At 75.3% G+C, this 25,621-nt stretch carries 17 protein-coding genes; 9 read left to right on the top strand and 8 right to left on the bottom strand.

From position 1 onward, the window contains the following. The first annotated feature begins 341 nt into the window (after positions 1-341). Positions 342-1,844, top strand: a complete 1,503-nt coding sequence (locus ABT238_RS23300; RefSeq protein ID WP_350564986.1) for a DEAD/DEAH box helicase — start codon at positions 342-344, stop codon at positions 1,842-1,844. A gap of 470 nt (positions 1,845-2,314) precedes the next feature. Further along, positions 2,315-4,939, top strand: a complete 2,625-nt coding sequence (locus tag ABT238_RS23295) for an SdrD B-like domain-containing protein (protein ID WP_350784034.1) — start codon at positions 2,315-2,317, stop codon at positions 4,937-4,939. A gap of 97 nt (positions 4,940-5,036) precedes the next feature. On the opposite strand, the gene ABT238_RS23290 is transcribed toward ABT238_RS23295, so the two are convergent. Beyond that, positions 5,037-6,587: an AfsR/SARP family transcriptional regulator gene (locus ABT238_RS23290; protein WP_350784026.1), complete on the bottom strand. Its 1,551-nt coding sequence runs from the start codon at positions 6,585-6,587 to the stop codon at positions 5,037-5,039. Positions 6,588-6,749: 162 nt separating this feature from the next. Between ABT238_RS23290 and ABT238_RS23285 the strand changes: the two genes are divergently transcribed. Together ABT238_RS23285 and ABT238_RS23280 are read left to right on the top strand one after the other, a co-directional pair. Then, positions 6,750-7,427, top strand: coding sequence for an RICIN domain-containing protein (locus tag ABT238_RS23285; RefSeq protein WP_350784013.1), 678 nt, complete (start codon positions 6,750-6,752; stop codon positions 7,425-7,427). Between the two features lie 317 nt (positions 7,428-7,744). Continuing rightward, on the top strand, positions 7,745-8,470 hold the full coding sequence (locus ABT238_RS23280) for a GPR1/FUN34/YaaH family transporter (RefSeq protein WP_350783998.1): 726 nt from the start codon (positions 7,745-7,747) through the stop codon (positions 8,468-8,470). 94 nt (positions 8,471-8,564) lie between these two features. On the opposite strand, the gene ABT238_RS23275 is transcribed toward ABT238_RS23280, so the two are convergent. From ABT238_RS23275 to gnd, 5 genes are all read right to left on the bottom strand, one after another. Continuing rightward, positions 8,565-9,404 carry an alpha/beta fold hydrolase gene (locus ABT238_RS23275; RefSeq protein ID WP_350565023.1) on the bottom strand — a complete coding sequence of 280 codons (840 nt, stop codon included), beginning with the start codon at positions 9,402-9,404 and terminating at the stop codon, positions 8,565-8,567. Positions 9,405-9,606: 202 nt separating this feature from the next. Further along, the gene (locus ABT238_RS23270; protein WP_350783978.1) at positions 9,607-12,501 is read right to left on the bottom strand and encodes an AfsR/SARP family transcriptional regulator; all 2,895 of its coding nucleotides are present in this window, start codon (positions 12,499-12,501) and stop codon (positions 9,607-9,609) included. A gap of 95 nt (positions 12,502-12,596) precedes the next feature. Further along, positions 12,597-15,242, bottom strand: coding sequence for a helix-turn-helix transcriptional regulator (locus ABT238_RS23265; RefSeq protein WP_350783968.1), 2,646 nt, complete (start codon positions 15,240-15,242; stop codon positions 12,597-12,599). A gap of 99 nt (positions 15,243-15,341) precedes the next feature. Beyond that, the gene (locus ABT238_RS23260) at positions 15,342-16,298 is read right to left on the bottom strand and encodes a helix-turn-helix domain-containing protein (RefSeq protein WP_350565029.1); all 957 of its coding nucleotides are present in this window, start codon (positions 16,296-16,298) and stop codon (positions 15,342-15,344) included. A gap of 83 nt (positions 16,299-16,381) precedes the next feature. Beyond that, positions 16,382-17,824 carry an NADP-dependent phosphogluconate dehydrogenase gene (gene gnd / locus ABT238_RS23255; RefSeq protein ID WP_350783954.1) on the bottom strand — a complete coding sequence of 481 codons (1,443 nt, stop codon included), beginning with the start codon at positions 17,822-17,824 and terminating at the stop codon, positions 16,382-16,384. Between the two features lie 253 nt (positions 17,825-18,077). Here gnd and ABT238_RS23250 point away from each other — a divergent pair, with 253 nt between their 5' ends. After that, positions 18,078-18,536 carry a universal stress protein gene (locus tag ABT238_RS23250; protein ID WP_350783940.1) on the top strand — a complete coding sequence of 153 codons (459 nt, stop codon included), beginning with the start codon at positions 18,078-18,080 and terminating at the stop codon, positions 18,534-18,536. Between the two features lie 52 nt (positions 18,537-18,588). Here ABT238_RS23250 and ABT238_RS23245 read toward each other — a convergent pair whose 3' ends face one another. After that, the gene (locus tag ABT238_RS23245; RefSeq protein ID WP_350565035.1) at positions 18,589-19,638 is read right to left on the bottom strand and encodes a lactonase family protein; all 1,050 of its coding nucleotides are present in this window, start codon (positions 19,636-19,638) and stop codon (positions 18,589-18,591) included. Positions 19,639-19,906: 268 nt separating this feature from the next. Here ABT238_RS23245 and ABT238_RS23240 point away from each other — a divergent pair, with 268 nt between their 5' ends. The 4 genes from ABT238_RS23240 to ABT238_RS23225 all read left to right on the top strand — a co-directional run bounded on the left by ABT238_RS23240 (position 19,907) and on the right by ABT238_RS23225 (position 24,769). Next, entirely contained in the window at positions 19,907-20,956 is a 1,050-nt protein-coding gene (locus tag ABT238_RS23240) for an NAD(P)-dependent alcohol dehydrogenase (protein ID WP_350565036.1), read from the top strand. Positions 20,957-21,022: 66 nt separating this feature from the next. Continuing rightward, entirely contained in the window at positions 21,023-22,852 is a 1,830-nt protein-coding gene (locus ABT238_RS23235) for a glycoside hydrolase family 15 protein (RefSeq protein WP_350783916.1), read from the top strand. Beyond that, on the top strand, positions 22,849-24,216 hold the full coding sequence (locus tag ABT238_RS23230) for a glucose-6-phosphate dehydrogenase (protein ID WP_350565040.1): 1,368 nt from the start codon (positions 22,849-22,851) through the stop codon (positions 24,214-24,216). Before ABT238_RS23235 ends, ABT238_RS23230 begins: the two co-directional genes overlap by 4 nt. Before the next feature lie 10 nt (positions 24,217-24,226). Then, on the top strand, positions 24,227-24,769 hold the full coding sequence (locus tag ABT238_RS23225; protein ID WP_350783898.1) for a gluconokinase: 543 nt from the start codon (positions 24,227-24,229) through the stop codon (positions 24,767-24,769). 30 nt (positions 24,770-24,799) lie between these two features. On the opposite strand, the gene ABT238_RS23220 is transcribed toward ABT238_RS23225, so the two are convergent. After that, complete coding sequence (locus ABT238_RS23220; RefSeq protein WP_350783887.1) at positions 24,800-25,267, bottom strand: SsgA family sporulation/cell division regulator; 468 nt, start codon at positions 25,265-25,267, stop codon at positions 24,800-24,802. Positions 25,268-25,621 lie beyond the last annotated feature (354 nt).

Below are 25,621 nucleotides of genomic sequence, written 5' to 3'. Positions count from 1 at the left end.
CGGCCATTGCGCCACGGCGCATCCCCCCGGCCAGGCGCATCCTCTGGCCGGGCGCATCCCCCTCCGGCCGTTCAGGCCCCTGGCTCAGCCACCGGCGGCCATCCCCGCGCGGGACGTTCAGCGCCGCGCTCCCGGATCGGTGCCCGCCGTGACAGCTCATGGTTCGAGGTTCTCCGCTCCCGCCCTCCGCGGTGAGCGCCGACCGCAGGTGACCTGCCGCACGGCTCCACCGTCCACGCCCCGCTCGTCACACTTCCGGCCCGTTCCCTTGCGGCTTCCGCCCGGCGCCCCGCGCCTCGGGGCCTTCCCCGTGACGTGCCGCCCCGAGGAAGGTCCTCCGCATGGCCCGATCCAGTCGTTCCTCGTACCACCACGTCGACGTCCGCTCCAGCGGCGCCCGGCCCGCCGACGGTCGGCGTCCCTCCGCCCGGAGCGCCCCGCGAGGCCTCTCCGCGAAGGGTGAGTTCGCGATGCCGGTGAGCACTACCCCGGCACTGCCGGCCGTCGGGTCCTTCGACGAGCTGGACATGCCGAAGGCGTTGCTGTCGGTGCTGACCCGCCAGGGCGTCACCGCGCCGTTCCCGATCCAGGCCGCGACGCTGCCGAACTCGCTCGCCGGCCGCGACCTCCTCGGACGGGGCCGGACCGGCTCCGGCAAGACCATCGCGTTCGGCCTCGCCGTGCTGGCGCGCACCGCCGGGCAGCGGGCCGAGCCGCGCTGCCCGCTGGCCGTGGTGCTGGTCCCCACCCGCGAGCTCGCGCAGCAGGTCACCGAGGCGCTCACCCCCTACGCCCGCGCCGTGCACCTGCGGACGGTTTCCGTGGTGGGCGGGACGTCGATCAGCCGCCAGGCATGGATGCTGAACCGCGGGGCGGAGGTCGTGGTGGCCACCCCCGGCCGGCTCAAGGACCTGGTCCAGCGCGGCGACTGCCGGCTGGACCGGGTCGGCATCACGGTGCTCGACGAGGCGGACCAGATGACCGACATGGGCTTCCTGCCCCACGTCACCGAGCTCCTGGACCAGGTCGCCGAAGGCGGCCAGACCATGCTGTTCTCCGCCACCCTGGACCGCAACGTCGACCGCCTGGTGCGGCGCTTCCTCAAGGACCCGGTCACCCACTCGGTGGACCCGGCCGAAGGCGCGGTGAGCACCATGGAACACCACGTGCTGCACGTGCAGAACACCGACAAGAACGCCACGATCGCCCACATCGCGTCCCGCGACGGCAGGGTGATCATGTTCATCGACACCAAGCACGCCGCGGACCGCCTGGTGGAGGACCTGCTCGCCAACGGCGTGAAGGCCGCGGCGCTGCACGGCGACAAGTCCCAGCCGCAGCGCACCCGCACCCTGGAACAGTTCCGCACCGGCGAGGTGACCGCGCTGATCGCGACCAACGTCGCCGCCCGCGGCATCCACGTCGACGGACTCGACCTCGTCGTCAACGTCGACCCGCCGGGCGACCACAAGGACTACCTCCACCGGGGCGGGCGCACGGCCCGGGCCGGCGAGGCCGGCACCGTCGTCACGCTGGTGCTGCCCAGCCAGCGCCGCGCTACGGCCCGCATGATGACCACGGCCGGCATCACGCCCGTCGCCACCCGGGTCAGCTCCGGCGACGAGGACCTGGCCCGCATCACCGGTGCCCGCGTGCCCACCGGCGTTCCCACCGTGATCGCCAACCCCGTCGTCGAGCGGCCGCGCCGCGGCCCGTCCACGAGCTTCGGCCGCCGCGGACGTCCCGCCCGGACCACCGACGACGCCCGGGCCGCCGCCGGCCGCGACGGTCAGGGTTCCTCCGGCCGCCGCCGGCCGTCCAGGCGCGCCGCACCCGTCGCGTAGCACCCCCGGGCCCGCCGCCCGCCGAGGACCTCCTCCGCGTGGCCCGGCCCGGACGGCAGGAGCCGGTCGGCGCACGTCTCCCGCACGGAGCGTACGAGTCGTTCCGTGCGGGTGTGGCCTCGTGGTCCGGGGCGTCGGCGTACTGCGCGCACGTCGGGTCGGAGAAAAGTTGATATAGCGTCAATTTGATGACTTGATCAGGTGTTTGTTGAGCCGCCCTTAAGCTTCGGTTCACCAAGGCGGATCGCTTCGCCTGAACGATGAGAGCGGGAATGACACCTACAAGTGAACAGATGAACCCCGGCCGCCGGTTGGTGGGTCGTGCGGCCGTGCTCGCCGTGGGGGTCGGCAGCTGGTCGATGCTGGCGGCTCCGGCGGCGTTTCCGCAGGTGGATGACGGGGCGGTGACGGTCCGGGTGGTTCGGGCGGTCGGTACCACCGGGGTGTGGAGTCCGGTCCTGGAGCCGGGTATGGGCGGTGTCACGGTGACGCTGACCAATGACGACGGTGTCGGGGTCACCGGGGTGACGGCCGTCGACGGCACGGTCACCCTGGCGCCGGGCGCGGCCCGGTCGTCGAGCGGGATGTACCGCGTCCAGGTCGTGAACCCGAAGCCGGGGGTGCTCTTCCCGGCGTTCGCGTCGCGGCAGGGGCTCGACGGTGCGCCCGGCCGGCTGAGCAGCAACGAGGAGTTCGTCGACCTCGGCGGCGGAAAGAACGTGGCGTACACCACGGGGCTGTGGAATCCCGGCGACTACTGCCAGAAGAACGCGCCGCTGGTCACGGCCTGCCAGCCCCCGACGAACGAGCCGCGGGACGGTCGCACGCTGGTGACGTTCCCCTACGGGGCGCGCGGCGACAACACGGACACGACCGATGTGGCCACGAACGCCGAGACCGGCACCGTCTACGGCCTGGGGTGGAGCAAGCCCGGCAAGCGGCTGTTCAGTTCGGCGCTGGCCAAGCGGGACACGGCGTACGGCCCCGGCGGCGCCGGCGCGGTCTACGTCACCGACGTGGCGAACAGGACGACGTCGCTGTTCGCCACCGTCCCGGACGCCGGCGCGTCGGTGCACGGTGTCGGCGCCGCCGACGAGGCCTTCCGCTCCGCGGCGGGCAAGGAGAGCCTGGGCGCCCTGAAGGTCTCCGAGGACGGCCGCGACCTGTTCGTCGTCAACCTCAACAACCGCAGGCTGTACCGCTACGACGCCACCAGGCCGACCGCGTCGGCGCCGGAGGCCTCCTACGCGATTCCGGACCCGGGCTGCCCCTCGTCGGTGGACTGGCGTCCGTTCGGACTGGGGCTGCAGGACGGCGTCGGGTATCTCGGCGGTGTCTGCTCGGGCGAGTCGACCGGGAAGGCCGCGGACCTGCGAGCGGTCGTCCTGCCCTTCGACCCGGTGACGGGGGCCTTCGGCGAGGCGGTGCTGGACCAGCCCCTGGACTACCCGCGCGAGATCTCGGCCAAGGGCGGCCCCTGCCCCGGGGCCGGCTGGTTCCCGTGGACGGACACGATCCCCGCCCAGCAGAACGGCAAGGAGTGCACCGGCACCGGGTTCTACGCCAACCCCGAGCCGGAGCTGGCCGAGATCGCCTTCGAGACCGACGGCTCCATGCTGCTGGCGTTCCGCGACCGGCTCGCCGACAAGGCGACGGCGTTCCAGCGGACCGGGGACCCCTCGACGTACCACCGCTTCGCGTCCGGCGGTGACCTGAACAAGGCGTGCCTGTCCGGCGGCGTGTACGTGATGGACACCAACACCGGCTGCGGGACGACCGCGCGCGGGACCAGGTTCTTCAGCGTGGGCACCTTCCAGGGCTACCACCCGAACGCGGCCTACGCCGGCATGGCCCTGTCGAAGGTGGAGGACTCCATCGCGGTCTCGGCGGTGGACCCCACCGACGTCATGTGGACCATCGGCACGATGTTCACCGGCCGCGACGGGACCCGGGCCGTCGGCTCCGGCCTGGGCCTGAACTCCCCGGACTCCTCCAGCACCAGGCCCGGCTTCGGGAAGGGCGCCTCGATGGGCGACCTGGAGGTGCTCTGCGACCAGGCGCCGCTGCAGATCGGCAACCGGGTCTGGTACGACGCCGAGCGCAAGGGTGTCCAGAGCCCGGGCCAGCGTCCGGTCCCCGGCGCCACCGTCAACCTCTACGACGAGTCCGGCAAGCCGGTCGCCTCGACGAGGACGACAGCGCGCGGTGAGTACTACTTCGACGACTCGAACGTGCCCGGCGGTCTGAAGCCGAGGACCACGTACACGATCAGGATGGACAACCCGGCGGACCACGCGCCGGGCGGGCCGCTGTACCGGTGGGTGCCGACCGAGGCGGGCGTCGGCGACAACCGCTTCGTGGACTCCGAGGGCACCGTCCCGGAGGGCGCCCGCTACCCGGAACGGACGCTGACCACCGGCGGACCGGGCCAGAACGACCACACCTTCGACCTCGGCTTCCGCCGGCAGGAAGGCGTGGTGCGCGTGGTCAAACACGACCAGGACGGAAAGCCCCTGGCCGGGGCGGCGTTCGCGCTGTGGAAGGAGACGAACGGCGCCGACGGGCTGCAGACCTCGGGGCCGAAGCCCGACACCCGGGTCGGCGAGCCCTGTACGACCGGGGCCGACGGCGTCTGCGCGTCCACGGCCGAGCCGGGGACCTACCACTGGCAGGAGGTCGGCGCGCCCCAGGGCTACGCGGCGCCGGACGACCCGGTGTCGGGCCCGCTGGTGCTGAACGACGAGAACCTCGACGCCGGGGTCTCCGTGACCGTGGTCAACCGGTTGCTGCCCACTCCCACGCCGACTCCCACGCCGACGGCGTCGGTGACCCCGGTGGCACCCGTGACGCCGACGGCGCCGGGCACGCCGACGCCGACGCCGTCGGCGGTGACTCCGACGGCGCCGGTCGCACCGGCGGCAGCGGTGACACCGGTCGCACCGGTCGCACCGGGTGCGCCGAGCGCCGCGCCCGGGTCGCGGTTGGCGAGCACCGGCGTGGACCGGGTCGCACCGACGGCCGCCGCGGCGGCCGCGTTCACGGCCCTCGGCTGGGCGCTCGTGGAGCTCCGCAGGCGCAGGGCCCGGCGCCCGTAGCTCCGGGCACGGTGGCCGGCTCCCGGCCCCGCGTGTCCGCCCGGGCGGCGGGCACGGGGGCCGAGGCCGTTGGGCACGGGGGACGTGGGCCGGGCGCTCAGGGGGCGAGGAGGTGGTCGAACTCCGTCACCGGGGTGCCGTGGCGGGTTCTCGTGTGCTCCAGGACGGCTGCCTTCAGGACGTCGGTGTGGACGTCGGCGGCGGCGCGGGGGGAGGCGGTCCCGGGCGTGTGCTCGTAGTTCCAGACGACGGCGTCGAGGAAGACCGGTGCCGTGAACCGCCAGCCCCGGGCCAGGATCGCCTGGGAGATCGCGGGATAGGGCGTGTGGACCGGATCGCCGAGCCAGCTGAGGAGTTCGGGCCGGGGGACGCTGAAGTCCACGCCGGCCCTGTCCAGTGCCCGCAGGACGGCGGGGGCGAGCGGCGGCGCGTTGCGGTCCGGGTCCAGCCCGTTGAGCTCCTCCCACAGCCGCACCGCGTCCGCGACGGCCGCCCGGGCGTCGCGGGCCCTTCCCTCCCGGTCGAATGCCTCGGCGGCGGCGAAGAGTTCCCGTGCGCGTTCGACCGGCGCCGCGGGCGGTCCGCCGCTGCCCTCCGGGCCGCACTCGTCCGGCCGGAGGACGCGCGCCGACACCATCGCCGCGGGCAGGACCACCGCGACCAGGACGGCCAGCAGGGCGCGCCGGTGGGACGTCCGCACCCGCGGCCGGCTCGACGGCGCGGGAGCGGCCGCGGCCGTGTCGACGGGCCCGGGCGGCACCTCGGGTGACGGCGGTGTCCCCGCCGGAACGGGAGGGGCGACGGCGGCGGCCGTGCGGTGGGCGAGCGCGGGAGGCGAGGCCTCTCGCGGCGGGTGCCGATCCCCGATCAGGACGCTCTGGTAGAGCGACCGGAGCTCCTTGCCGGGGCCGACGCCCAGTTCCTCGGCCAGCCGTCGCCGGAAGGCGCCGTAGCGGTCCAGGGCCTCCGCACCCCGCCCGGCCGCGTGCAGCGCCTGGATCAGGACGCATTCCAGGGGTTCGGCCAGCGGGTACTCGGCGGTGAGATCGGGCACCGCGGAGATCACCGCGGTGGGACGGCCGAGCCGGAACTCCGCCTGCGCCCACCGCACCACCGCGTCCAGCCGCCGCTGGTGCCAGCTCGCCCGGACCTGCGCGGCCCATTCGCCCGAGAGGCCGGCCAGCGGCTCTCCCCGCCACAGGCCCAGAGCCTCGGCGAGCGTCGCGGCCCGGGCCTCGTCGCACGGTCTGTCGTCCCGCTGCCGGCAGGGTGACGGCCGGCCGTCGACCTGCTCGACCTGCTCGACCCGCTCGACCAGCCGGCGGAACCGGTGAAGGTCCACCAGCTCGGGGTCGATGTCCAGCACGTAACCGGCGTGCCGGCGCTCGATCCGCGCCGCCGTCGCGTCCCCGGGGGCGGCCGTCTGTCTCAGCAGCCCCCGGATCCGGCTCAGGTGCGCGTACAGCACCGGCCGGGGGTTGGCGGGCGGGTCGTGGCCCCAGACCCGGTCCACGAGTGCCTCGATGGAGATGGGTCTTCGGGCGTCGACGACCAGCGCGGCCAGGACCACCTGCTGCCGCGGCGTCCCCACGTCGAGCGGCCGGCCCGCCGACCGCACCTCGATCTCGCCTAACAGCCGGAAGTCCACATGTACCCCCCATGTGATCAACAGCGCGCGCGAAACGTCCCCACCGCCCATGCTGGCTGGCCCGCAAGGTGCCCGCAAGGTTGGTGCACAGGCCGCGGGGCCAGGGTGGGGGACGTCGTCCGGGCCGACCGGCTCGGCCCACACCCCACGGAGGAGAACACCATGCGGACACCCCTCCCGCGACGGCCCGGCCGTCGCCCCCGCACGGCCACGGAGCCGGCCGCCCCGCCGGCGCCGGCCGGGCGCGCAACCTCTCGGCTCACCCCGGCGGCCCTCGTCGCGGCCCTGGCGTTCGCCGTCTTCGCGGCACTCGGCTCCACCCCCGCCCAGGCGGCGGAACCCACCCGCTACGAGCTCGTGAACGTCCGGACCGGGCTGCGCGCCGACGTCATGTGGGCCTCGGCCGATCCGCTCACCGGCGTCTTCCTGTGGCCGAACAACGCCAGCGCCTCCCAGGAGTACGAGCTGCTCGACAGCGGGAACGGGTACTTCCGGATCAAGGCCCGGCACTCCGGCCAGTGCCTCATGCTCGACTGGCGCGCGGGGACGTACTCGAACGGCACCGGCGTGCTCCAGCACCCGTACTGCGACGCCGGCTACGCACCGGCCGAATGGACCACCGCCTGGGTGGGGCACACCTGTTACTGCTTCCCCACGGTCATGGTCCTGAAGAACCGGGCCACCGGCAGGTGCCTGGACGCGGAGGCTCCGTCCGGCACGCCCGGCCAGCAGGCCCGCCTGCAGCAGTGGGACTGCATCACCACGGACGAGGCGTGGAACACGGCGAACCAGAACTGGAACCTCCTGCAGCTCAACAACCTCCCCACCCCTCCGCACTGAGCCCCACCGAACCCCACCGAGCCCCACTGACCGGCGCCCCGAGGTGAAACGGTCCTCCACGGACGGCCCCCACGCCGGCCGTGGAGGACCCGCGCCGTGACGGCCGGTGCGGACGACCGGGGCGCAGGGCGCGGGCGTGCGCTGTGGTGCCAGGGCGGGGGCGCGGGGGGCACAGGTGGGTGGCGGGGGCGGTCGTAGCGTCGGGGGAGCCGAGCACTCGGCACGGCGGGCGGGCCGCGGCGACGCTCCTCCGCTCCGCTTCGAGCAGTAGCAGTAGCAGTAGCAGTAGCAGTAGCAGTGAAGGAGAGAAGCGCGCGATGACCACAGCCTCACCCGACGCCGCCGCCGACGACGGGGTGGACGCCGTCGCGGGACGCCGTTTCGAGCCGGACCTCCGGTCGATCACCCGGATCAACCTGCGGCCCATGGCCTCGCCCATGCCGCTGGGCTTCTTCACGGTGGCGATCGCCTCCGTGATGACGGGGTGTCTGCAGCTCGGTGTCCTCGGTCCCGAGGCGCGCGGCGCCGTCGCCCTGTGCGTGCTGCCCGCCTTCGCCCTGCAGTTCCTGGTGAGCGTCCTGTGCTTCGGCGCCCGGGACGTGATCGCGGCGACGCTGATGGGCGTGTTCGCCGGCAGCTGGCTGGCCTACGCGCTGGTCATGGTCAGCGGTGTGCCCGACGGCCTGCGGGCGCTGGGCGTGTTCAACCTGGCGTTCCTCGGCTTCGGCGCGCTGATGGCCGCCGTCACCCGGCCCAAGCGCGCGCTGTGGTTCGTCCTGGTGGTCTCGCTGCCCCGCTGGGCGGCCACCGCGCTGTCGGGCCTCACCGGCGCCGAGTGGCTCACCCGCACCTCCGGGGCCCTCGGCCTGGTGGTGGCGCTCGTCGCGACGTACGCGGCCTTCGCCCTGCTGCTGGAGGACATGCGCAGCGAGGAGGTGCTGCCCATCGGCCGCAGCGGTCCGGCCAGGGCCGCCGTCGACGGTGACCTGTCCGTCCAGCTGCGCAACCTGGAGCGGCAGGCGGGCGTGCGCCGCACGCTCTGAACGCACGGGCCGCACCGGGCCCGCAGACCGGTGGGAGCGGATCGCGGAAGGTGGGGCCGCGCGATCCGCTCCCACCCGCACGGTCGGGGGGCGCTCAGGAGAGGAAGGCGTCCACGACGGCGTTGAACGCCCCGGGGTTCTCCAGGAAGGGGAAGTGCGAGGAGGCGACGCTCGCCGGGAAGACGTGCAGTTCGGCGCCGGGGATCCGCTCGGCGATGAAGGCCTGTGAGGCGGGGTCGACGTGGCTGCCCTCGCAGCCGAGGACCAGGGTGGGGACGTCGACGCGGGGCAGGACGTCGCGCCAGTCCTGGGCGCAGTGGTCGAAGAGCAGCGGGACGCCCGCGTACGCCGGGGTGGCGCGGACCTGGTCGGTCACGAAGGCGAGCAGCTCCGGGTCGGTGTCGCCGTCGAACATCGAGCGCACGAAGCCGTCGAGGGCCTGCGCGCCGTCGGGGCCGGCCAGCGCGGCGCACAGCTCCAGCAGACCCGCCACGTCGAAGATGGCGCCGGACGCGCGCTGCTCCGCCTCCGCCGTCCAGGGCACCGCCGCCACCGCGGCCGGCTGGTCGACGACGACGAACCGGCGGATGCGGCCGGTGCCGTACCGGTCGGTGAAGCTCCACCACACGGAGGCGCCCATCGACCAGCCCAGCGCGTCGAACCTCTCCAGGCCGAGGTGGTCGACCAGTTCGAGGACGTCGTGGGCCAGCCGCGCGACGCGGTAGCCGTGACGGGGCTTGTCCGAGCGGCCGTGGCCCCGGAAGTCCACCGTGATCACGCGCCGGCCCGGGGCCAGCCCCTCGGCCTGGTGACGGAACATCTCCTGCGTCTGTCCCCAGCCGTGCAGCATGACCAGCGGGACGCCCTCGCCGCCGCTGTCCCGGTAGGCCAGGCGCACTCCGTCGTTGGTGGTCAGTTCGCGCGTCGTGCTCATGTGCGTCCGTTCATGGTGATCGGTTGTCTCCCGGCCGCACAGGTAACAAGCCGTCGATCCGGAAGGTCAAGCTTTCGATGAACGGGAACCGCCCCGGTGGATCCCGGGGAACGGCCCGGCTACCGGGCAGTAGGTGTGCGTCGTATCCGGCCGCTCCCCCCGAGGTGTGCACGGAGGGACAAATGGCGGGGTGGAGCGGCGGCTAGGGTCGGAGGTGTTCGGCGGCCGGGCGGTCCGGGTGACGGGAGGGCGCTCGGTCGGGGACGGCCGCCGCCTTGGCGCGGAGGGCCTCGGCGTCGGGGTGGCCGAGGGCGGTGAGCAGGTCGGCGGCGCGGTGCCAGGCGGCGCGGGCCTCGGCGTGCCGGCCGAGGGCGAGGTGACTGTCGGCCAGGTGGTCGAGGACCTCGGTCTGGTTGTACTCGTCGGCGGCGTCGCGGTAGCCGTCGAGGGCCTGCGCGTAGCACTCCAGGGCCCGGTGGTGGCGGCCCAGGTGGTGGTGGGCGTGGCCGATGCTGTCCCAGGTGGCCGCCTCGCCGCGGCGGTTGCCGTTGGTCCGGAGGATGGGCAGGGCCTGTTCGCAGTGCCGGATCGCCTCCTCGTGCTCGCCGAGCAGGGTGTGGTACCAGCCGACCGCGTTGAGTTCCCGGGCGATGTTGTTCTCGTTGTGGTCGTCGCTGCCGAGGGCGCGGTAGAGGGCGAGGGCCTGCTGGGCGTGCCGGAGGGCTTCGCGGTGGCGGCCCTGGCGGCCGCGGACCCAGCCGGTGCTGCGCTGGACGGCCGCTTGGAGCTTGTCCGGAAGGGTCGGCAACTCGTCCAGGAGCGTGAGGAGTTGGGCATCGGCCCGGGCGTGGTGGCCGCTCTGGGCGTAGACCCGGGCCAGGCCGAGGCGGCCCATGACGACCTCGTCGCGCGGGCCGAGACGGGCGGGTGCGCCGAGGGCGATGTGCAGGATCTCGATCTCGTCCCGCGCCCAGCCCTGCTGGGAGGTGTAGAGCCGGCAGGCGAAGGCGACGCTCCAGATCCGGCGCAACTGCTCCTCGCCGGCGACCGAGCGCAGCAGGGTGAGGATGGTGCGGTACTCGGCCGCGTACCAGGCCATGCCGGCCGCCCGGTCGTCGAAGGCGGGCACCACGGTGCCCGGCAGGGCCGGCTCCAGGGCGACGTGTTCGTGGCGGGTGGAGACCGCGTCGTTCGCGGCGGCCGCCGCGTGCGCGTAGTGGTCCAGCAGCCGGCCGAGGGCGGCGGGGCGGTCGTCGTCGGCTTCGGCGGCCAGGTCGGCGGCGTAGGCGCGCAGCAGGTCGTGCAGGGCGTAGCGGTCCCGGGCGTGCTCGGCGAGCATGTTGGCCTCGCACAGGTCCCGGGCCAGCGCGCGGACCCGGTCGGGGGAGAGGCCGGCGGCGCTGGCGGCCGAGGCGAGGGAGATCTCCGGGCCGGGGTGCAGGGCGAGGAGGCGGAAGAGCCGGGCGGCGTCCGGGGCCAGCGCCTGGTAGGACCAGGCGAAGACGGCGCGCAGGTCGGTGTCCGGGTCGTCGAGTCCGAGGGCGGCCAGCCGGTCGCCGCCCGGGGCGAGTTCGGCGGCGACGTCGGTCAGGGTCAGCCGGGGGCCGAGGGCCACCCGGGCGGCGGCGATCGACAGGGCGAGGGGCAGTCCGCCGCAGGCCGCCAGGACGGCCTCGACCGCCTCGGGCTCGGCGGCGAGCCGGTCCGGGCCGAGGCGGGTGGCCAGCAGTTCGCGGGCCTGCGCCGGGGACAGCCGGTCGACGGGGACGGCCAGGGCGCCGTCGCGGACGACGAGCGAGCTCATCCGGTTGCGGCTGGTCACCAGGGCCAGGCAGCCGGGGGAGCCGGGGAGCAGCCAGCGCACCTGGTCGGCGTCGCGGGCGTTGTCGAGCACCAGGAGGAGACGGCGCCCGGCGACCGCCGCACGGAAGCGGGCGGCGCGCAGGGGCAGGTCCTCGTGGGTGTTCTCGGTGGGCTCGCCCAGGGCGACCAGCAGCATGGTCAGCGCCTCGGCCGGATCCAGCGGCGGGCTGCCCGGGTCGAAGCCGCGCAGGTTGAGGTAGAGCCGCCCGTCGGGGAAGCGCTCGGCGACCCGGTGGGCCCAGTGCACGGCCAGGGCGGTCTTGCCGACCCCGCCCATCCCGGCCAGCGCGGTGATCACGACGGTCGCGGCCGGGTCGCCGAGCCGGTCCAGGGCGCTCGTCAGCACGTCCGTGATGTCCGGGCGTTCGGTGTAGCCGGCGACCGGCAGCGGGAGGTTGTCGGGGCCGGTGGTGGGCGGCGGCGCCGGTGCGGGCACGGCGGGTGCGGCCGGTGCGGCGGGCGCGGTGGTGTCCGGCTCGCGCAGCGCCTCCTGGTGGGCGGCCCGGAGGACGGCGGACGGGCCGACGCCCAGCTCCCCGGCGAGCCGGCGGCGGACCGCGTCGAACACGGACAGGGCCTCGGCCCGCCGCCCGAGCGAGGTCAGCGCGCAGATCACCGCGGCGTGCAGCGGCTCGTCGAAGGGGGCGTTCCGGGCGACCTCGCGCACGGCGGCCAGCAGGGACGCGGCGTCCCCGGCGGCGGTGGCGGCGGTCATCGCCTCCGTCGCCGCGGTGATCCTGGCCCGCTCCACGGCCGCGAAGTGCGGCCGGGCCAGTGCGGCCGGGTCCAGCCCGGCCAGCAGGGGCCGCCGGAGGAGTTCCGCGAGCTCGCGCCGGGCGGCGGGCGCGTCCGGGCCGCCGGCGCGGACGCGCGCCGACAGGTCGCCGAGGAGCGCGAGGTCGTTCCCGGCGGCGGCCGAGGTGTCGAGGCGGTAGCCGGACGGGCCGGAGAACAGCCAGCGGCCGCCCGCTCGTGCGGGCAGGTCGGGCTCCAGGAGGCGGCGCAGGTTGCCGATGTGGCGGTGCAGCTGGTTCACGGCGGTGGACGGCGGGTCCTCGCCCCAGACGAGGTCGACCAGCTCGGACGTGCCCAGCGTGCGGCCCCGGGCCACCAGCAGCGCCGCGAGGACGGTGTGCCGGTGCGGCGGACCCACCTCCAGCGGCGTGCCGTCGCGCTGGACCAGTAGCTCGCCGAAGACCTGGAAGCGCACTCCCGTCTGCCCCTGCCCGTTCACCGGAACAAGGTAACCCCCAGGTCAGAGCGGTACCAAAGCCGGTCGGGGGTGACGGCGGGCACGGGCCGGGCGGCCCGGGGGTACGGCGGGCGGCGTCAGGCGGCGGTGACGAGGAGGGCGGCGAGCTGGGTGCGCGAGGTCACGTTGAGCTTGGGGAACACCCGGTGCAGGTGCCAGCCGACGGTGCGCGGGGAGAGCAGCAGCCGTTCGCCGATCTCCCGGTTGGTCAGGCCGGCGGCGGCCAGCTGGGCGATCGTCAGCTCCTGGGCGGAGAGCTGTTCGGCGAGCGGGCCGCCCGGCCGGCCCTGGTCGACCCCGGTGGCGCGCAGTTCGCGGCCGGTGATCTCCCGCCAGGCGGTGGCGCCCAGCACCTCGAAGGCGTGGCCGGCCTCGCGCAGCAGCGGCCGGGCCCGGCTCGGACGGCGGGTGCGGCGCAGCCACATGCCGTACGCGAGCTCGACCCGGGCGCGCGGCCACGGCCACGACCGGGGGGTGATCCGCAGGGCGTGCTCGAAGTGCCGCTCGGCGTCGGGGCCCTCGGCGAGCAGCGCCCTGGCCTGGGCGAGGTTGACGGCGGCGGAGAGCGGGAGCCCGTGGCCGTCGCCGTAGTCCGCGATCAGCCGTCGCGCCTCCTCGGCCCGGCCGGCCCGCACGGCGGCCTCGGCGAGATGGTAGAGGGTGCGGCGCTGGATGCTGAGGTGGTGGGACGGGGAGCCGGCCTCGAAGAGGGGACGCAGGGTCTGGTACGCGCTGCCGGGATCGTCCGATTCGAGGAGGGCGACGCTGCGGGCGAGGCGCAGGACGGCCAGCACCGCGCCGACCCGGCGGCCGGCGGCGATCCGTTCGACGGCGGCGATGTCCTCGGCCGAGCCGGTGAGGTCGCCGCGGTAGGCGCGCAGCAGCGCGCGGGTGGCGCGGGAGCGGATCGACCAGAGCACCTGGCCGCCGGCCTCGGCGAGGGCGAGGGCCTCCTCGTTCGCGGCCTGGGCGACGTCCCAGTCCCCGACGATGAGGGCCGCCTGCGCGTGCTGCGCCTGGACCTGGGTGAGCAGGCCGGTGCGGCCGTCGGCCCGCAGCAGCCGGGCGGCGCGGGCGAGCAGGTCCCCGGCCAGGCCGGGTTCGCCCGCGGTCAGGGCGGCGGCGCCGAGCAGCCTGAGCCGGTCGGCGTCGGCGGGAACGCCCGGACCGTCGCCGCTCAGCGCGGTGATCCGGGCCCGGGCCGTGTTCGGCGCGACCACCGCCTGGACGAGGAGCTGGCGCGGATCGTCATCGAGGTCCGGGAGTTCGGCGAGGCAGTCGGTCACCGCCCGGTGGGCGTGCGGTTCGGGGTCGGCCCAGACGGCCGCCTCGGTGGCGCCGACCAGCACCTCCAGCGCGGCCTCGCGGAAGCCGGCCCGGGCCAGCCGGGACACCAGCCGGCAGCGCTCGCCCAGGGACCGCGCACCGCGCTCGGGCCGGGCGGTGAACCGGGTCCGCGTGGTGTCGGCGAGGGCCCGCTGCTCCTCGTCGAGGCCGAGCCGGTCGGCGCGGTCGAGCAGGTGCTCGGCGAGTTCGGGCCGGTCGAGTTCGAAGGCGGTGTTGGCGGCGCGCACCAGGCGGCGGGCCCGGTCGGCCGGGGCCGGGGAGAGCCGGGCGGCGAGCTCCAGCCGGCGCAGCGCCTCGACGGGCTCGCGGCGGCGCAGCGCCTCCGCGGCGGAGGCTTCGAGGGGGTCGGCCACCTGTTCGTCCGGGGCGACGCTGCCCTGGGCGGCGTGCCAGGCGGACCGGTACGGGTCGGTCGCGGCCCGGGCGAGGGCGGCGTGCGCGGCGAGCAGCGCGGGGGCGGTCGCGTGCTGCTGCACGGCGGCGCGGGTGAGGACCGACCGGAAGCGGATCCGTCCGTCGACGAGCCGCAGCAGTCCGCGCTCGACGGCCGGGCCGAAGGTCTCGACGCCGATCGCGTGCCCGGTCAGCGCCCGCGCGGGCGCCAGGACGTCGGCGACCTGCTCACCGAGCTGGACGGCGGCGAGCAGGACGGCGGTGGCGGTGCCGGGCGGGAGGTCGGCCAGGCCCGGGGCGAGGGAGCGGCCCAGTCGTTCGGTCAGCGGCGGGAAGCGGTGCAGCAGCTCGTCGCCCGGCTCCCCGGCGTCGCGCCAGGACAACGGCAGTTCCCGCAGGGCGAGCGGGCTGCCGGCCGCGTCCCGGACGATCCGCCGGCGCAGGGCGTCGTCGTGGACGCCCGCCTGCCGGAGCCGGCGGTCGGCGTGGGCCTCGTCGACGGGGGACAGCACCAGCTCGGTGACACCGTCCACCGCCGGCCCGCCGATCAGCAGGGCGGCGCGTGCGGCGGGCAGCTCGCGGGCGAGGGCGGCCAGGGCCTGCCGGGACGGCCCGTCGAGGAACCGCGCGTCGTCGACGCTCAGCAGGACCGGCTGCGGGCTGTCGCCGAGCAGCCGGAACAGCTCGGTGGCGGTGGCGGAAGTGATGAGGGTGGCCGAGGTGACCGGGCGCAGGGCCCGGAGGAGGCGGTCGCGCAGCGCCCGCGCCACCGCGCCCGGGGTGTCCGCGTCGGCGGCGAGCGCGGTGGTCCCGATCACCAGGAACCCGCGCCGCCGGGCCGAGACCGCCGCCTCGTGCAGGACCGTGCTGACCCCGGAGCCCGGTGCGCCGGTGACGGCCAGGGCCACCCCCGTCGTCCGGGCCGACTCCAGAAGCCCGTCGACGGCGTCCCGTACCCGCTTCTCGTCGGCTGCTGTCCTCACGGCCACCTCCTGTTTCGCTTCCCGGGAAGCGTAAGGGAGGGCCAGTGACTTCTGACTGACCGTCGGGAGGAGCGGGCGGCCGGACGCCCTCCGGCCGGCTCAGGCGGCCTCCGCGATCCCCGCCCGGGTGACCCTCCACTCGCGCGGGCTGACCCCGTGCGCGGCGCGGAAGACCCGGCTGAAGTGGGCCGGGCTGACGAACCCCCACCGCTGGGCGACCGAGGACACCGTCACCGCGGGCCGCCGTGCGAGCTCCCGCGCGCACATCTCCAGCCGGCGGCGCTGGATCCAGCGGGCCACGGTGGTCTCCTCGCTCTGGAAGAGCTTGTGCAGGTACCGCACCGACACGTGGTTCGCGGCCGCGATCCGTTCGGGGGAGAGCTCCGGGTCGCCGAGGTGCCGGATCGCGTAGTCCTTGATCCGCGCGATCATCGCCAGGGTGGCCTCCGGCGGGGCCGGGCGCAGGCTGCCGCTGCGCTCCCGGACGAGTACGGCGAGCAGGTCGACGGCGGTCTCGGCGAGCCGGCCGCCGGTGTACGGGTCGAGATCGGCGGCTCCGCCGGCCAGCTTGCGCAGGTACGAGGCGACCAGCCCGGTGGTGCCGGCCCCGATGCTGAACGGGGTGGCGACGGCGGCCCGGAGCTCGTCGTCGTGGACGGGCAGGGCGGCGCGCGGCAGGTGGAACGTGGTCAGGTCGAAGGGCTCCGGCAGCACCTTGGTGAAGAGGCGGCTGGAGTCGGACAGGGTGAACTCGCCGGGCCCGACCACGACCTCCTTGCCGTCCTGGACGAGCTTGCCGCGGCCCCGGTGGTGCATGGCGACGGTGATCCACCCCTCACCGCCGGCCGCGACGGCCCGCCGGTTGCGCAGGTTCACCTGCGGTCCGGCCGTCGCCCGGGTGATCTGGAGGACACCCAGCCGGTCGCTGCTGAGGACGCCGGCACGGGGTTCCGCTTCGAGGAGCCTGGTCTCCAGCGGGATGAACGTCCGCGCGACGGCGTCGTGCCAGAACTCCGCACGCTCGGCGGGCGAGAGCGGTTCGGTGGAGTACATCATGGGCACCAGCCTCACCCGCCGGGCCGTGCCGCCGCTTCTGCCAAATGACCGGTGGATCGCCGGTCACCCCGTCACCCCGCCGGTCAGCTGTCGGTGCGGGTCTCGGGGCGGCCGGGCTCGGCCCAGTGGGTGTGGAAGCCGCCCTCGCGGTCGGTGCGGTGGTAGGTGTGGGCGCCGAAGAAGTCGCGCTGCCCCTGGATCAGGGCGGCGGGCAGGTGCGGGCTGCGCAGCGTGTCGAAGTACGCGAGCGCGGCGGAGATGGCCGGCACCGGGATTCCGCGGAGGGCGGCGGTGGCGACGACCGAGCGCCAGGACGGCAGGGCCTCGGCGATCTCGGCGGCGAACCGCTCCTCGGCCAGCAGGCTGACCAGCCCGGGGTCGGCGGCGTGGGCGGCGCGGATGCGGTCGAGGAAGGCCGCCCGGATGATGCAGCCGCCGCGCCAGATCTTCGCCACCCCGCCGAGGTCGATGTCCCAGCCGTACTCGGCGGCGGCGTCGCGGATCATGGTCCAGCCCTGGTCGTAGGCGATGATCTTCGAGGCGTACAGGGCCAGCTCGATGTCCAGGACGCCGTGCCCGAGCTCGTGCGGGATCACCTCCGGGCTCTCCGCGGTCAGCGGCCGGTAGACGGCGCGCAGTTCGGCCCGGGAGGAGGCGACCCGGGCGAAGGTGGCCTGGGCGATGGCGGTGACCGGGGAGCCGAGGTCGAGGGCGGTCTGCACGGTCCAGCGTCCGGTGCCCTTCTGCTCGGCGGCGTCCCGGACGACGTCGACGAAGGGCCGGCCGGTGGCGGCGTCGGTGTGGGCGAGGACCTCGGCGGTGATCCCGATGAGGTAGGAGTCCAGCCGCCCCCGGTTCCACTGCCGGAAGATCTCGGCGATCTCGGCGGGGGCGTACCCGCCGACCTCCCGCAGCAGGTGGTAGGACTCGGCGATGAGCTGCATGTCGGCGTACTCGATGCCGTTGTGCACCATCTTCACGAAGTGACCGGCCCCGTCGGTGCCGATGTGGGTGCAGCACGGCTCGCCGTCGACCTGGGCGCTGATCCGCTCCAGCATGGGGCCGAGGACGGTGTAGGACTCGGCCGAGCCGCCGGGCATGATCGACGGGCCGTGCAGCGCGCCCTCCTCGCCGCCGGAGACGCCGGTCCCGACGAAGTGCAGGCCGCGCTCGCGCAGGGCCCGCTCGCGGCGGCGGGTGTCCGCGAAGTGCGCGTTGCCGCCGTCGATGATCATGTCGCCGGGCTCCAGCAGCGGGGCGAACTCCTCGATCACCTCGTCGGTGGGCCGGCCGGCCTTCACCATGACCAGCAGCCGGCGCGGGCGCTCCAGCGCGGCCACGAACTCCTGCGGGGAGCGCGCCGGGACGAACGCGCCCTCGTGGCCGAACTCCTCGATCAGGGCGTCGGTCCGCGCCGGGGTGCGGTTGTGCACCGCGACCGTGTAGCCGTTGCGGGCGAGGTTGCGCGCCAGGTTGCGGCCCATCACCGCGAGTCCCGTGACGCCGATCTGTGCGGACGCCTCCATGGCCGGTGCCTCCTGCCTGCCTGGTCCTGCCTGGTCCTGCCTGGTCCTGCCTGGTCGTGCCGGGGCTGGCGGGTGCCGTGCCCCGGACATCGGCTCCAGGATCGCCGCCGGGGCCGGGCGGTCGCGCGGCGGACGGACCCGTTCGGGCGCGACGGCGCTCCCCGGCCGGGTCCGCCGGGCCGCGCGGGCGCGGTGGCCGGCGGGAGGGTGGGGGTGGAAGGTGGGCGTGGGGGCGTCGAGGCGAGGAGGAGGCATGGCGGAGCAGGGCGAGGAGACCGGCCGGATCGTGGTCGGCGTGGACGGCTCGGAGCCGTCGAAGCAGGCGCTGCGCTGGGCGGTGCGGCAGGCGGAGCTCACCGGCGGCGTGGTGGAGGCGGTGATCGCCTGGGAGTACCCGACGTTCCACGGCGCGCGCGGCTGGTTCCCGCCGGACAGCACCGACGAGGCGGAGCTGGAGGGCAAGGCCCGCCGGGAGGCCGCCAGGGCCGTGGAGCAGGCAGTCGGACCCCGGCCGCCGGTGGAGGTGCGGGTCGAGGCGCGCTACGGCTCCCCGTCCGGCGCGCTGATCGAGGCCTCCCGGGGGGCGTCCCTGCTGGTGGTCGGCAGCCGGGGGCTCGGCGGCTTCGCCGGGATGCTGCTGGGCTCGGTGGCCCAGCACTGCACCCGGCACGCCACCTGCCCGGTCCTGGTGTTCCGCGACGGCGGGCCGTGACGGCGGGCCGTGACGGCGGACGGACGGTGACGGAGAGCGATGGGCGGAACGCTCAGCCGAACAGGACGGTGGACGCCGCCGGAACGGGCAGCGAGCCCGCCCGCCGGGGCAGGCCGCTCTCGCCGTCCAGCTCGAACCAGGTGACGTCCCCCGAGCGCTCGTTGGCCGCGTAGAGGCGGCTGCCCGACGGGTCCAGCACCAGGTCGCGCGGCCACGCGCCGCCGCACGGCACCGAGCCCACCGGCCGCAGCCCCTCGCCGCCCGCGTCCAGCGCGAACACCGCGATGGTGTCGGTGCCGCGCACCGCCACCCACAGGTGCCGGCCGTCGTGCGAGACCACCGGGGCCGACGGCAGGACCGGGACCTCGGGGCCGTCGGGGAACAGCGGCACCTCGCCCACCGGCTCCAGCACCCCGGCCGCGGCGTCCCAGCGGCAGACGGTCACCGTCGGACGCAGTTCGCCGAGCACGTACGCGTGGCGCCCGGAGGGGTGGAAGGCCAGGTGCCGAGGGCCGGTGCCGGGCGGCAGCGCCGTCTCGTGCCGCGGCGTCAGCTCCCCCGTCGCCGGGTCCAGGGCGCAGATCCGCACCGCGTCGGTGCCGAGGTCGACGCCGAGCACCCAGCGGCCGGACGGGTCGGGCAGCACCTGGTGGGCGTGCGGGGCCTGCTGGCGCTCGCGGTGCGGCCCGCTGCCCTCGTTCGGCAGCACGCCGCTCGGGGCCTGCGGGACGCCGTCGGCGGCGAGCGGCAGCACGGTGACGCTGCCGGAGCCGTAGTTGGCGGTCAGCAGGTGGCCCTGGGCGAGGGCCAGGTAGGTGGGCTCGTCCCCGTGCACCGGGACGGGCGCGCCGAGCGGACGGGGCAGCGGTCCGGCGAGGCCGTAGGCGGCGACCGCCCCCGGCAGCGTCTCCGAGACGGAGTACAGCACCGGGCCGCCCTCCGCGTGCCCGAGGGCGAGGTAGGACGGGTTGGGGACGGCGTCGACGGTGCCGGTCTCGGTCAGTGCCCCCGTGCGCGGGTCCACCGCCGCCACCACGATCCCGCGCCCGCCCGCCGAGGTGAACGAGCCGATGAAGGCCCGCCCCGCGCCCTTGTCCTCCACAGCACCCTCCGTCGTTCCTCGTCCGCCGCACAGCGCTTCGTCGAAGCGCCTCGACGCTAGCAGGCCGCCCCGCCGCGCCGGGAGACGCGGGAGACGGCCGCGGCGGGACGGCCCGCCGGATTCACCGGAACGCGGCGCTTTCACCGGAACGCACCGCCGGCCCGGCGGCCGGGTCGCGCGGCGGCACGGTAGCGGCGACGGTGGGAGGCGGTGGGACCGGCGGCCGGGCGGCCGCCCGACGGCCCGCCCCAGCAGGAGGGACGGAGAAGTGAAGGCCTTCGTGATGAAGGAGATCGGACGGGTGGGGTTCCTGGAGAAGCCCATGCCGCAGCTCGGCCCGGGCGACGCCCTGGTGCGCACCACCCGGGCGCTGATCTGCACCTCCGACTCGCACACCGTCAGGGGCGGCATCGGCCCCCGCACCGACCTCACCCTCGGCCACGAGGCGGTCGGCGTGGTGGAGGCCGTCGGCGGCGAGGTGAAGGACTTCCGGCCCGGCGACCGCGTGCTGGCCGGCGCCATCACGCCCGACTGGGGCGACCTGGCCTCGCAGAACGGCTACCCCTCGCAGTCCGGCGCCCCGCTCGGCGGCTTCAAGTTCGCGAACCTCAAGGACGGCGTCTTCGCCGAGTTCTTCCACGTCAACGAGGCCGACGCCAACCTCGCGCGGATCCCGGACGACATCCCCGACGAGGCCGCCGTCTACTGCGCCGACATGATCTCCACCGGGTTCATGGGCGCCGAGCACGGCAACATCCCGATGGGCGGCACCGTCGCCGTCCTGGCGCAGGGCCCGGTCGGCCTGATGGTGACCGCCGGGGCCAGGCTGCGCGGCGCCGGCCTGGTCATCGGCGTCGAGTCGGTGCCCAGCCGGCAGAAGCTCGCCCGGATGTACGGCGCGGACGAGATCGTGGACTTCACCAAGGAGGACGTCGTCGAGCGCGTCCTCGAACTGACCGGCGGCCAGGGCGTGGACACCGCGGTCGAGGCCCTCGGCGCGGACGCCACCTTCCGGACCGCCGTCAAGATCACCAAGCCCGGCGGCACCATCTCCAACACCGGCTACTTCGGCGAGGGCGAGACCGTCGGCATCCCGCGCGTCGAATGGGGCGTCGGCATGGCCGACAAGACCATCGCCAGCGGGCTGTGCCCCGGCGGCAGGCTGCGGATGGAGCGGCTGCTGCGGATCCTGGAGACCAAGCGCCTGGACCCCACGCACCTGACGACCCACGAGTTCCGCTTCGACGACATGGAACGGGCCTTCGAGGTCGCGGACAAGAAGCTGGAGGACGCGGTCAAGGTGCTCATCGCCTTCTGACCGCCCCGCGCGGACGGCCCGTCCGCGCTCCCTCTCCTCCTCCCGGCGCTGCGGAAGCGAGACGGCATGCACGACCCCGATCCCCCCTTCCGGCCGGTCCGCCGGCGGCAGGGCTACCTGCCGCTGGAGGACCTCGGCCTCATCGGCGACGGCACCACCGCCGCCCTGGTCGGCCTGGACGGCTCCGTCCCGTGGCTCTGCCTGCCCCGGTTCGATGCCGAACCCCTGTTCTGCGCCCTGCTGGACCACGCCCGGGGCGGGCACTTCACCGTCACACCGGAGGACCTCGTCGAGGCGCGGCAGCGCTACGAGCCGGACACCGGCGTCCTGGTCACCGAACTGCGCTCGCGCACCGGCCTGGTGCGCCTCACCGACGCGCTGGCCCTGCGCTCGGGCGCCGACCTCACCGACAACGCCCCCGCCGACCGCGCCGAACTCGTGCGCTCCGCCGTGGTGCTGGACGGCCACGTCCGCCTGCGGACGGAACTGGAGCCGCGCGGCGGCGCCCGGGCCAGGGCGCTGTTCAGCGGACTGGAGGTGCGCCCGAACCGGCGCCCGGGCCTGCGGCTCCACCTGCGCTCCAACCGCCCCCTCGACGGCCTGCACAGCACCCACGACCTGCGCCGCGGTGACCGGCTCGACCTGGTGCTCTCCTGGGGCCGCTTCCACCGCCACCACCGGGTCGACACCGACGCCATGCTGACCGGCACCGCCGACGCCTGGCGCCGCTGGATGCGCCACTTCGACTACGCCGGCCCCCAGGAGGCGCTGGTCCGGCGCGCCGCGATCACCCTGAAGCTGTGCGACGACTGGGCCAACGGCTCGCTGGTCGCCGCGCCCACCTCCTCGCTGCCCGCGCCGATCGGCGGCATCCGCAACTGGGACTACCGCTACGCCTGGATCCGCGACGCCGCGTTCGCCGTCTTCGCGCTGCGCCGGATCGGCTTCCGCGGCGAGGCCGACGCCTTCCTCGGCTGGGTGCTCGACGCCTTCGAGGACAGCGGGCACCCGCGCATCATGTACGACCTGCGCGGCGGCCCGGTGCCGGACGAGGTCGAGGACGGCGAACTGGAGGGCTACCAGCGCTCCGCCCCCGTCCGCTGGGGCAACGGCGCCGCCGACCAGCGCCAGCACGACGTCTACGGCGAGATCCTGGACTGCGCCGACCAGTGGCTGCGCGCCGGCGGCGAGATCCAGCCCGCCCTGTGGGCCGGCCTGGCCGGCCTCGCCGACGCCGCCGAGCAGGCCTGGCGCCAGCCGGACCAGGGCATCTGGGAGGTGCGCAGCGAGGGCCGGGTGTTCACCTACTCGGCCGGGCTCTGCCAGGTCGCCCTGGACCGCGCCGCCCAGATCGGCGACCGGCTCGGCCTGCCGATCCGCACCGCCCGCTGGCGCGCCTCCGCCGACCACCTGCGCGCGCTGATCCTGGAGCAGTCCTGGGACGAGGACGCCAGGACCCTCAGCGCCCACCTGGACGGCGGCGGCGTGCTGGACGCCAGCCTGCTCGCGCTCCCGCTGCGCCACGTGGTGCCGATCGACCACCCGCGGATGGTGGCCACCGCCACCGCCGTCGCCGAGCGGCTGTCGGCCGGCGGCGGGCTGCTCCACCGCTACCTGCACGAGGAGTCCCCGGACGGTCTGGCCGGCGACGAGGGCGCGTTCGTGCTGTGCAGCTTCTGGCTGGTCGACAACCTCATCGGCCAGGGCCGGACGGAGGAGGCCGAGGAGCTGTACGCCTCGCTGTGCTCGCGGGCGAGCCCGCTGGGGCTGATGTCGGAGCAGATCAACCCGTCCACAGGAGAGTTCATGGGCAACTTCCCCCAGGCGTTCAGCCACATCGGGATCGCCGCCAGCGGCGTGAACCTGGCCCGCGCGCGGGCGGGGGCGCGGCGATGATCGAGCGGCTCGCCGTCTTCGGCGCGACCGGCGACCTGACCGCGCGCTTCCTGCTGCCGGCGCTGGCGGCGCTGCGGGCGGGCGGGCACCTCGGCGAGCGGCTGAGCCTGACCGGGGCGAGCCGGGAGGACTGGTCCACCGAGCGGTACCGGGAGTGGGTCGCCGCCCAGCTCGACCGCCACGGCGAGGACTGCCCGGCCGGCGCCAAGGCGGAGGTCGCCGCCTCGGCCCGCTACCTGCGGGCCGACGTCACCAGCCCCGGGGACGTCGCCCCGGTCGTCGCCGGGGACGGGCCGGTCGCCGTCTACCTCGCGCTGCCCCCGGCGCTGTTCCCCGCCGCGGTCACCGCCCTGCACCGGGCCGGCCTGCCGCCCGGCAGCCGGATCGTGCTGGAGAAGCCCTTCGGCGAGGACCTCGCCGGCGCCGAGGAGCTGAACCGGCTGCTGGCCGAACTCGTGCCGGAGCGGGCGGTGTTCCGGGTCGACCACTTCCTCGCCATGACGACCGTCCAGAACGTGCTCGGCAGCCGGCTGGCCAACCGCGTGCTGGAGCCGATCTGGAACAGCACCCACATCGCCGAGATCGACATCGTCTGGGACGAGACCCTCGCCCTGGAGGGCCGGGCCGGCTACTACGACCACGTCGGTGCGCTCAAGGACATGATCCAGAACCACCTGCTGCAACTGCTCTGCCTGGTGGCCATGGAACCGCCGATCACCCTCGGCGAGCGCGACCTGCGCGACCGCAAGGTGGACGTCCTGCGCTCCGTGCGGCCGCTGACCGGGAACGACGTGCTGCACCGCACCCGCCGCGCCCGCTACCTGCCGGGGAGGATCGGCGACCGCGCCGTCCCCGCGTACGTGGACGAGGAGGGCGTCGACCCCGGGCGCCGCACCGAGACCTTCGCCGAGGTGGAACTCGAACTGAACAGCTGGCGCTGGGCCGGCACCAGGTTCCGGCTGCGCAGCGGCAAGGCGCTCGGCACCGACCGCAAGGAGGTCGCGGTGCGCTTCCGCCCGGTGCCCCACCTGCCGTTCGGCCAGGGCGGCGAGGCCGCGCCCAATGTGCTCCGCTTCGCGCTGGAACCCGAGGGGCTGGCCCTCGACCTGACCGGCATCGGCACCCGGGCCCAGGAGCTCGCCCCGCTGTCGCTGACCGCGCGGATGGACCCGCCGGAGCTGCCCGCCTACGGCCGGCTCCTGCTGGACGTCCTGACCGGCGACCCGGCGCTGTCCATCCGCGGCGACGAGGCCGAGGAGGCGTGGCGGGTCCTCGAACCGGTGCTGTCCGCCTGGGAGCGGGACCTGGTGCCGCTGGAGGAGTACGCGGCCGGCTCGCAGGGGCCGGCCCCGCGGTTCCCGTAGGCGCGACGCGATGGAGGAGGACACCTCGACGGCCCCCGGCGGCGAGCGGCGCGCCCCGTGCGTCGTGGTCGTCGGGGTCTCCGGCACCGGCAAGACCACGGTGGCCCGGCTGCTCGCCGGCCGGCTGGACGTCCCCTTCGCGGACGCGGACGACTTCCACCGGCCGGCCGACATCGCCCGGATGGCGGCCGGTGTCCCGCTCGACGACGCGGTGCGCCGGCCCTGGCTGGAGTCCGTCGGCCGCTGGCTGCACGAGCGCGACGCGGCGGGCACCGGCTGCGTGATCGCCTGCTCCGCGCTGAAGCGGCACTACCGGGACATCCTGCGCGCGGCCTGCCCCGGCGCGTTCTTCCTGCACCTGACGGCCGGCCACGACCTGCTGGCCGAACGGATCGGGCACCGGTCGGGCCACTTCATGCCCGGGTCGCTGCTCGACTCGCAGCTCGCCACCCTGGAACCGCTCGAACCGGACGAGCACGGCGCCACGCTGTTCGTCGGGCAGGCTCCCGAGCTGATCGCCGACGCGGCGGCGGAGGAGCTGGCGCGCGGGTGAGCGGGGTCCGCAGTCGTGGTGGTCGGCCCGTCAGCACGTCAGCCCGTCCAGCTCGGCGTCCCAGTCGATCAGGGCGCCCTCGGTGCCCCGGGGGACCAGCGCGAAGCTCTCCCGGCGCAGCCAGCGCCGCAGCTGCCGGGCCGGCAGGTCGACGAGCACGGAGCCGTCCTGCCCCTGGAGCATGATCCGCAGCGAGGAGCGCCCGTGGCAGGTGCAGGGCGGCCAGATCCGCACGTCACCGGCGCCGACGGGCCGCTGCAGCCCCTCCCACAGCAGGTCGCGGGAGAACTGCCAGGTGCCGGCCTCGGCGGCGGCGCCGAGGAACACGAGGGCGACCGCGAACGGGTCGTCGCGCCGGTAGGCGAAGCGCACGGGGATGCCGAGGGACTGGTTCTCGCCGAGCACGATCCGCGCGTCGAGCACGACGTCGGTGCCGGCGGTCTCCGGGCACGGCTCCGGGCAGGGCTGCGGGCTGGGGAGCGGGTGGGGCGCGGACATGGGTCCTCCTGGGTCGGGGTCGGGCCGGGTGCGGCGCCGATGCGGGTGTGCGGGGCGAAGAGGGCCGTCCGCCGGAGGCCGGCGGCGGCGCGCTGCTCTCGCCTCGGGCCCTGGGAGCTGCCGACGGACAGGGGAGAGGCGGATCACCGCCCACGCTAGGAGGCGGTGCCGGGGGAGATGTTCCGGCGGTGCACCGCGGCATGACGATCCGCGCACCATCCGCCCGGCGCACCGGGATGGGACGCGGGCGTACCGCCCGGTAGCCACCGCTCTTCCGGGCACTGAGCGGGTGCTTTCTCAGTTTGTTGAAGGTTTGTCCATCCGGTTTCGCCTCTTGTATGAATGCGGCCGGGA

This window comes from Kitasatospora sp. NPDC001527, from assembly GCF_040298605.1.
Classification (GTDB): domain Bacteria; phylum Actinomycetota; class Actinomycetes; order Streptomycetales; family Streptomycetaceae; genus Kitasatospora.
The sequence above is the reverse complement of the archived record's forward strand: the minus strand, read 5'-3'. Positions and strand labels throughout refer to the sequence as shown.

What these genes read in the sequence shown, in the direction of transcription:
- ABT238_RS23300 (WP_350564986.1), top strand. Translation starts at nt 342, where the DNA reads ATGGCCCGATCCAGTCGTTCCTCGTACCACCACGTCGACGTCCGCTCC.
- ABT238_RS23295 (WP_350784034.1), top strand. Translation starts at nt 2,315, where the DNA reads ATGGGCGGTGTCACGGTGACGCTGACCAATGACGACGGTGTCGGGGTC.
- ABT238_RS23285 (WP_350784013.1), top strand. Translation starts at nt 6,750, where the DNA reads ATGCGGACACCCCTCCCGCGACGGCCCGGCCGTCGCCCCCGCACGGCC.
- ABT238_RS23280 (WP_350783998.1), top strand. Translation starts at nt 7,745, where the DNA reads ATGACCACAGCCTCACCCGACGCCGCCGCCGACGACGGGGTGGACGCC.
- ABT238_RS23275 (WP_350565023.1), bottom strand. Translation starts at nt 9,404, where the DNA reads ATGAGCACGACGCGCGAACTGACCACCAACGACGGAGTGCGCCTGGCC.
- ABT238_RS23260 (WP_350565029.1), bottom strand. Translation starts at nt 16,298, where the DNA reads ATGATGTACTCCACCGAACCGCTCTCGCCCGCCGAGCGTGCGGAGTTC.
- gnd (WP_350783954.1), bottom strand. Translation starts at nt 17,824, where the DNA reads ATGGAGGCGTCCGCACAGATCGGCGTCACGGGACTCGCGGTGATGGGC.
- ABT238_RS23250 (WP_350783940.1), top strand. Translation starts at nt 18,078, where the DNA reads ATGGCGGAGCAGGGCGAGGAGACCGGCCGGATCGTGGTCGGCGTGGAC.
- ABT238_RS23235 (WP_350783916.1), top strand. Translation starts at nt 21,023, where the DNA reads ATGCACGACCCCGATCCCCCCTTCCGGCCGGTCCGCCGGCGGCAGGGC.
- ABT238_RS23230 (WP_350565040.1), top strand. Translation starts at nt 22,849, where the DNA reads ATGATCGAGCGGCTCGCCGTCTTCGGCGCGACCGGCGACCTGACCGCG.
- ABT238_RS23225 (WP_350783898.1), top strand. Translation starts at nt 24,227, where the DNA reads ATGGAGGAGGACACCTCGACGGCCCCCGGCGGCGAGCGGCGCGCCCCG.
- ABT238_RS23220 (WP_350783887.1), bottom strand. Translation starts at nt 25,267, where the DNA reads ATGTCCGCGCCCCACCCGCTCCCCAGCCCGCAGCCCTGCCCGGAGCCG.